Source organism: Lysinibacillus sp. BS3 (assembly GCF_039614735.1).
Classification (GTDB): domain Bacteria; phylum Bacillota; class Bacilli; order Bacillales_A; family Planococcaceae; genus Lysinibacillus; species Lysinibacillus capsici.
In genome coordinates this window covers 2,615,733-2,622,500 of record NZ_CP154860.1, presented here as the reverse complement: position 1 = coordinate 2,622,500, position 6,768 = coordinate 2,615,733, and the positions used below count along the sequence as shown (strand labels likewise).

At 41.9% G+C, this 6,768-nt stretch carries 4 protein-coding genes and 2 rRNA genes (1 of these 6 cut by a window edge); 4 read left to right on the top strand and 2 right to left on the bottom strand.

From position 1 onward, the window contains the following. Both AAJG31_RS12850 and rrf read left to right on the top strand, forming a co-directional pair. Positions 1-1,568 (top strand): 23S ribosomal RNA (locus tag AAJG31_RS12850) (it extends 1,360 nt beyond the left edge of the window). A gap of 69 nt (positions 1,569-1,637) precedes the next feature. Beyond that, positions 1,638-1,753, top strand: a 5S ribosomal RNA gene (rrf, locus tag AAJG31_RS12845). A gap of 83 nt (positions 1,754-1,836) precedes the next feature. On the opposite strand, the gene AAJG31_RS12840 is transcribed toward rrf, so the two are convergent. Beyond that, the gene (locus tag AAJG31_RS12840) at positions 1,837-2,508 is read right to left on the bottom strand and encodes a LytTR family DNA-binding domain-containing protein (protein WP_257962188.1); all 672 of its coding nucleotides are present in this window, start codon (positions 2,506-2,508) and stop codon (positions 1,837-1,839) included. Positions 2,509-2,722: 214 nt separating this feature from the next. On the opposite strand from AAJG31_RS12840, the gene aceA reads away from it, so the two are divergent. After that, positions 2,723-4,006, top strand: coding sequence for an isocitrate lyase (gene aceA / locus AAJG31_RS12835; RefSeq protein WP_279493591.1), 1,284 nt, complete (start codon positions 2,723-2,725; stop codon positions 4,004-4,006). 112 nt (positions 4,007-4,118) lie between these two features. Continuing rightward, on the top strand, positions 4,119-5,717 hold the full coding sequence (gene aceB / locus AAJG31_RS12830) for a malate synthase A (RefSeq protein WP_279496411.1): 1,599 nt from the start codon (positions 4,119-4,121) through the stop codon (positions 5,715-5,717). A gap of 274 nt (positions 5,718-5,991) precedes the next feature. Here aceB and AAJG31_RS12825 read toward each other — a convergent pair whose 3' ends face one another. Further along, positions 5,992-6,657: an O-methyltransferase gene (locus AAJG31_RS12825; RefSeq protein ID WP_269897519.1), complete on the bottom strand. Its 666-nt coding sequence runs from the start codon at positions 6,655-6,657 to the stop codon at positions 5,992-5,994. Positions 6,658-6,768: the final 111 nt, after the last annotated feature.

Genomic DNA, 6,768 nt, shown 5'->3' with positions numbered 1-6,768 from the left:
AGGAAGGCTCGTCCGCTCAGGGTTAGTCGGGACCTAAGCCGAGGCCGATAGGCGTAGGCGATGGACAACAGGTTGATATTCCTGTACCACCTCCTCACCGTTTGAGAAATGGGGGGACGCAGTAGGATAGGGTAAGCGCGCCGTTGGTTGTGCGCGTCCAAGCAGTAAGGCGTGTGTGTAGGCAAATCCGCACACTGTAACGTTGAGCTGTGATGGCGAGTCCGTATGGACGAAGTTCCTGATTTCACACTGCCAAGAAAAGCCTCTATCGAGGTGAGAGGTGCCCGTACCGCAAACCGACACAGGTAGTCGAGGAGAGAATCCTAAGGTGTGCGAGAGAACTCTCGTTAAGGAACTCGGCAAAATGACCCCGTAACTTCGGGAGAAGGGGTGCTCTTGAGCGTGCAAGCGCATGAGAGCCGCAGTGAATAGGCCCAGGCGACTGTTTAGCAAAAACACAGGTCTCTGCAAAACCGTAAGGTGACGTATAGGGGCTGACGCCTGCCCGGTGCTGGAAGGTTAAGAGGAGTGGTTAGCGCAAGCGAAGCTGCGAATTGAAGCCCCAGTAAACGGCGGCCGTAACTATAACGGTCCTAAGGTAGCGAAATTCCTTGTCGGGTAAGTTCCGACCCGCACGAAAGGCGTAACGATCTGGGCACTGTCTCAACGAGAGACTCGGTGAAATTATAGTACCTGTGAAGATGCAGGTTACCCGCGACAGGACGGAAAGACCCCGTGGAGCTTTACTGTAGCCTGATATTGAATTTTGGTACAACTTGTACAGGATAGGTAGGAGCCAGAGATCTCGGAGCGCCAGCTTCGAAGGAGGCGTCGGTGGGATACTACCCTGGTTGTATTGAAATTCTAACCCATGCCCCTTAGCGGGGCAGGAGACAGTGTCAGGCGGACAGTTTGACTGGGGCGGTCGCCTCCTAAAAGGTAACGGAGGCGCCCAAAGGTTCCCTCAGAATGGTTGGAAATCATTCGTAGAGTGTAAAGGCACAAGGGAGCTTGACTGCGAGACCTACAAGTCGAGCAGGGTCGAAAGACGGGCTTAGTGATCCGGTGGTTCCGCATGGAAGGGCCATCGCTCAACGGATAAAAGCTACCCCGGGGATAACAGGCTTATCTCCCCCAAGAGTCCACATCGACGGGGAGGTTTGGCACCTCGATGTCGGCTCATCGCATCCTGGGGCTGTAGTCGGTCCCAAGGGTTGGGCTGTTCGCCCATTAAAGCGGTACGCGAGCTGGGTTCAGAACGTCGTGAGACAGTTCGGTCCCTATCCGTCGTGGGCGTAGGAAATTTGAGAGGAGCTGTCCTTAGTACGAGAGGACCGGGATGGACACACCGCTGGTGTACCAGTTGTCTTGCCAAAGGCATCGCTGGGTAGCTATGTGTGGACGGGATAAGTGCTGAAAGCATCTAAGCATGAAGCCCCCCTCAAGATGAGATTTCCCATTACGCAAGTAAGTAAGATCCCTCAAAGACGATGAGGTAGATAGGTTCGAGGTGGAAGTGTGGTGACACATGGAGCTGACGAATACTAATCGATCGAGGACTTAACCAAAACGTTTGAAACATTCAATGTGCCGTTTATCCAGTTTTGAAAGAATAAATCTTTCAATTAAATACAAAGTCTAGTGATGATGGCAAAGAGGTCACACCCGTTCCCATACCGAACACGGAAGTTAAGCTCTTTAGCGCCGATGGTAGTTGGGGGCTTCCCCCTGTGAGAGTAGGACGTCGCTAGGCAAAAGAAAGATCAGAGAATGTATTCTCTGGTCTTTTTTGTTGTCTCAAAGTAGGCTGTCCATGGAAAAGGACAGCCCTATATACTAAAACTCAAGAGCACTCCGAAGATCATTTAGATAAGATTGACTTACTGGTAACTCACTTCCATCAATTAAAGTGACAATAAAATTTGACGTTAAATCACGTGCCATTTTTTTTATGAAATGTATATTTACAATGTAAGATCTATGGATACGAATAAAATATGATGGTAATCGTAATTGAAGTTCTTTAAGTGTAATACTTGTTTTATACTGATCACCCTCTACATAAAACCATGTTTTTTTCTGTAGGCTTTCAATATGAGATATTTTATTAATTGCTACAGGATTCCATTCCTCCTCTTGCTTTCCAGTTAAAAATTGAAATGGTTCTGCTCTTTTTGCTGTAAATGATGACGGTAGGACAATGACGAGAGCAGCAGGCTTATTTTGAATGTATATGGGATAACCAATGCCATAATATGGCGTATCGAAAAGAGAATTATCTAAAATAGCATCTGTTTTTTTTTGAGTCTGTAACACTTGATCGGCAATACTCCCAGGTAATACTTGTTGACCTATCTCTAAATGAATACTTTGGTGACCAGAGTGAAAATAAACATAAGCATTTTCAACAGCAATAGCAATGGATGAATCAGCAGGTATCCAGTCTTTCAACATAAAAATATATTGTTGTGAAATATCTTTTACGAAAGAATTTAACTCATTGTTCATTGTGAATATCCCCCTTGTTTGTAAACAGTCTTCCAAATTTCATCGTCAAAAAAGGTAGTTTTATCCTTAAAATTTGATATTTTATCGAAAAATAATGAAAATTCAAATAGTCTGTTATATATTAATTTACAACAAATAAACCTGTTATGGAACAGATAATTAAAAGTTTTTTAACAGAGTATATTGTACACAAAGGGGAAGGTGGAATTTCAATATGTCAACTCGTCAAGAAAGAATCGAAGCTTTAGAAAAACAATGGGCTGAAAACCCACGTTGGGCTGGTATTGAACGCACATATTCAGCTGAAGAAGTTGTTAAATTACAGGGGACAGTAGTAATTGAACAAACACTAGCACAAAAAGGTGCTACTCGACTTTGGAATTCATTACATGAGGAACCGTTTATCAATGCATTGGGGGCATTAACGGGGAATCAGGCAGTACAACAAGTAAAAGCTGGATTAAAGGCTATCTATCTATCAGGCTGGCAAGTAGCTGCTGATGCAAACCTGTCTGGTCAAATGTATCCTGACCAATCATTATATCCAGCTAACTCTGTACCAGCAGTAGTAAAACGAATTAATCAAGCGCTTCAACGTGCAGATCAAATTGATCATGCTGAAGGACGTGTTGATCAATTTGATTGGTTCGCGCCAATCGTAGCAGACGCAGAAGCAGGTTTTGGTGGGCCTCTAAACGTATTCGAGCTTGTAAAAGGTATGATTGAAGCAGGAGCAGCGGGTGTTCACTTAGAAGATCAATTAGCATCTGAAAAGAAATGTGGACACCTTGGAGGTAAAGTATTACTTCCAACACAAAATGCTGTTCGTAACTTAGTAGCTGCACGTTTAGCAACAGATGTAATGGGTGTAGATACAATTTTAATTGCACGTACAGATGCTGATGCTGCTGATATGGTTACATCAGATATTGATCCACGTGATGCAGAGTTCATCACTGGTGAACGCACACCTGAAGGCTTCTTCCGTACAAAAGCTGGAATCAAACAAGCAATTGCTCGTGGTTTAGCTTACGCTCCATATGCAGATTTAATTTGGTGTGAAACTTCTAAACCATCACTTGAAGAAGCTAGAGAATTTGCTGAAGCTATTCATGCTAAGTTCCCAGGTAAAATGCTTGCATACAACTGCTCACCTTCATTCAACTGGAAGGCAAATCTTTCAGAAGAAGAAATTGCAGAGTATCAACGTGAACTTGGTAAGTTGGGTTACAAATTCCAATTCGTTACTTTAGCAGGTTTCCATGCACTTAACCACTCTATGTTTGAGCTTGCTCATGACTATAAAGATAATGGTATGGCTGCATATTCTAAGCTACAACAAGCAGAATTTGCTTCTGAGTCTAAAGGCTATACAGCTACACGTCACCAACGCGAAGTAGGTACTGGATACTTTGATGAAATCTCTCAAGTTATCTCTGGTGGTACTTCTTCTACAACAGCAATGGCAGGTTCTACTGAAACGGAACAGTTTGTATAAGTCGTAATTTAAATACGTGTTTTCCTAAATTCATAATCATAGAATAGTCTCCTCCGCTCCTCCTAAAGCGGGGGATGACGAAACTAAAATGGCAAAGGTGGGTAAACAGCTAATGGAACAAGCAACGACAGGTAAGCTTAAAATTGTTGGAGAACAAAATGAGCAAACTAATGAAATTTTGACACCTGAAGCTCTTGAATTTGTTCTTGCTCTGCACGAAAAATTTGATGCTCATCGCAAGGAGCTGTTGGAGGCTCGACAAGAACGCCAAAAACGACTTGATGCGGGAGAGAAGCTGGATTTCCTACCAGAGACAAAGCATATTCGGGAAGGTGATTGGGTAATCGCACCACTTCCAAACGACTTACAAGATCGCCGTGTTGAAATTACAGGGCCAGTTGATCGGAAAATGGTTATTAATGCGTTAAATTCTGGAGCAAAAATGTTCATGGCATGCTTTGAAGACGCATCTTCTCCGACATGGGAAAATATGATTGGCGGTCAAATTAATATGCGTGATGCTATTAATAAGACGATTGAGTTTACACAAGAATCCAATGGTAAAACATATAAATTAAATGATGAGACAGCAGTGCTGTTAGTTCGTCCACGAGGTCTACACTTGCTTGAGAAGCATGTCCTGGTGGATGGAGAGCCGATTTCTGGCAGTTTCTTTGACTTCGGTTTATATCTATTCCATAATGCCAAAAACGCACTTGCACAAGGTACAGGGCCATATTTCTATCTACCAAAACTTGAAAGTCATTTAGAGGCTCGACTATGGAATGATGTCTTTGTGTTTGCTCAAGATTATATTGGTATTCCACAGGGGACAATAAAAGCTACTGTATTAATCGAAACGATTTTAGCAGCGTTTGAGATGGATGAAATTTTATATGAGCTACGTGAACATTCAGCTGGTTTGAATTGCGGTCGTTGGGATTATATTTTCAGCTATATTAAGCGTCTACGCAATCAAGCTGATGTTATTTTGCCAGACCGTGGGCAAGTAACGATGACAGTACCTTTTATGAAAGCCTATACATCTTTATGTATTCAAACATGTCACAAGCGAAATGCACCAGCAATGGGCGGAATGGCAGCTCAAATTCCAGTTAAAAATGACGATGAGGCGAATGCAGTGGCATTTGCAAAGGTGGCAGAAGATAAACGTCGTGAGGCAACAGAGGGGCACGACGGTACATGGGTAGCACATCCTGGTATGGTTGCAACAGCGATGGAGCAATTTGATGCAATTATGACAACGCCTAACCAAATTCATAAAAAGCGTGAGGATGTACAAGTATCTGCCGAAGATTTAGTAGCTGTACCAGAAGGAACAATAACAATTGAAGGTCTACGTATTAACTGTAGTGTTGGTGTACAATATATTGCTTCATGGCTTCGAGGTAACGGAGCTGCACCAATTAATAACTTGATGGAGGATGCTGCAACAGCAGAAATCTCTCGTACACAAGTATGGCAATGGATCCGTCATCCGAAAGGAATCTTAGATGATGGACGTGGTATTACACTAGCATTTGTTTTAGAAATATTGGAAGAAGAACTTGTGAAAATTAAAGAGGCTGTTGGGGAACAAGCTTATAACAGTGGTCGCTATGAAGAAGCTGCTGAACTGTTTAAATCCTTAATTGAACAAGATGAATTTGCGGAATTCTTGACACTTCCAGGGTATGAAAAATTAGCGTAAAATACAAGTCTACTATCCAACATATCAAACTTTCCTAATAACTATCTAAGGATTGCACTCGAGTACAATCCAGCCTATTCCACTAACATAACGTGACGGGGTCTGTTCCCCCGTTTAAAGAGATGAGCACGATTGAATTAAAAGGGGTCTATAAATAAAAGTTAAGAGATTTTAAGGGGTAAAGATGTCTTACTAGCTTAGATGGGGAGCAGTAAGGCATCTTTTATATAGTACATCCGCGTAACTACTTTTTTAGTTACGCGGTTTTTCTATGCTAATTTACTACGGCTAGTACAAAGCCGTCATACCCTTTGACACCCACTGTTTGTATAGCCGTTGCTTCAATTCTTGGGTTTGCTTTTACTAAATCTATAAATTCTTGTACGCCTCTAACACGTTCATCCTCACTATTTTCATTAGTTACCTCACCATTACGTACAACATTATCTGCAATGATAAGAGCGCCAGATTTTGCTAATTTTAAAGCCCACTTCAAGTAAGCGGGGTTATTAGGTTTATCAGCATCAATAAAGATAAAGTCAAATAATAGTCCAGCGTTTTTTAAGTTTGGTAATGTATCTAGGGCATTTCCTACAATGACCTCAACCTTTGGTCCATACCCTGCATTCGCTATATTTTGCTTGGCAACTTTGGCGTACTCTTCATTAATTTCTAATGTCACAACTTTTCCTGCCTGAGGAAGAGCTTGGGCTAAACAAATACTGCTATAGCCTCCAAGTGTGCCGATCTCTAAAATATTTACCGCACTTTTCATTTTTGCGAGTAAATATAATAGTCTCCCTTGAGTAGGAGATACATCAATCTCTGGAATACCTGCAGCTTTATTAGCCTGTAGTGCAGTATTAAGATGTTCGTTTTCTGAAAGGAGCTTAGTCATGAAATAGTCATCTACGTATTGCCAAACATTTAATTCTGTCATTATACAGTCCTCATTTCATTATGCTTTAAAGTGCAAGCTTGCCAATCAAGTGTATGATAGAATGAATCATAATAAAAATATATTATTATTATTAATACATAACTAAAGATT

Excerpts from the sequence above, each read along its gene's own strand:
- aceB (WP_279496411.1), top strand. The coding sequence starts at position 4,119 with ATGGAACAAGCAACGACAGGTAAGCTTAAAATTGTTGGAGAACAAAAT.
- aceA (WP_279493591.1), top strand. The coding sequence starts at position 2,723 with ATGTCAACTCGTCAAGAAAGAATCGAAGCTTTAGAAAAACAATGGGCT.
- AAJG31_RS12825 (WP_269897519.1), bottom strand. The coding sequence starts at position 6,657 with ATGACAGAATTAAATGTTTGGCAATACGTAGATGACTATTTCATGACT.
- AAJG31_RS12840 (WP_257962188.1), bottom strand. The coding sequence starts at position 2,508 with ATGAACAATGAGTTAAATTCTTTCGTAAAAGATATTTCACAACAATAT.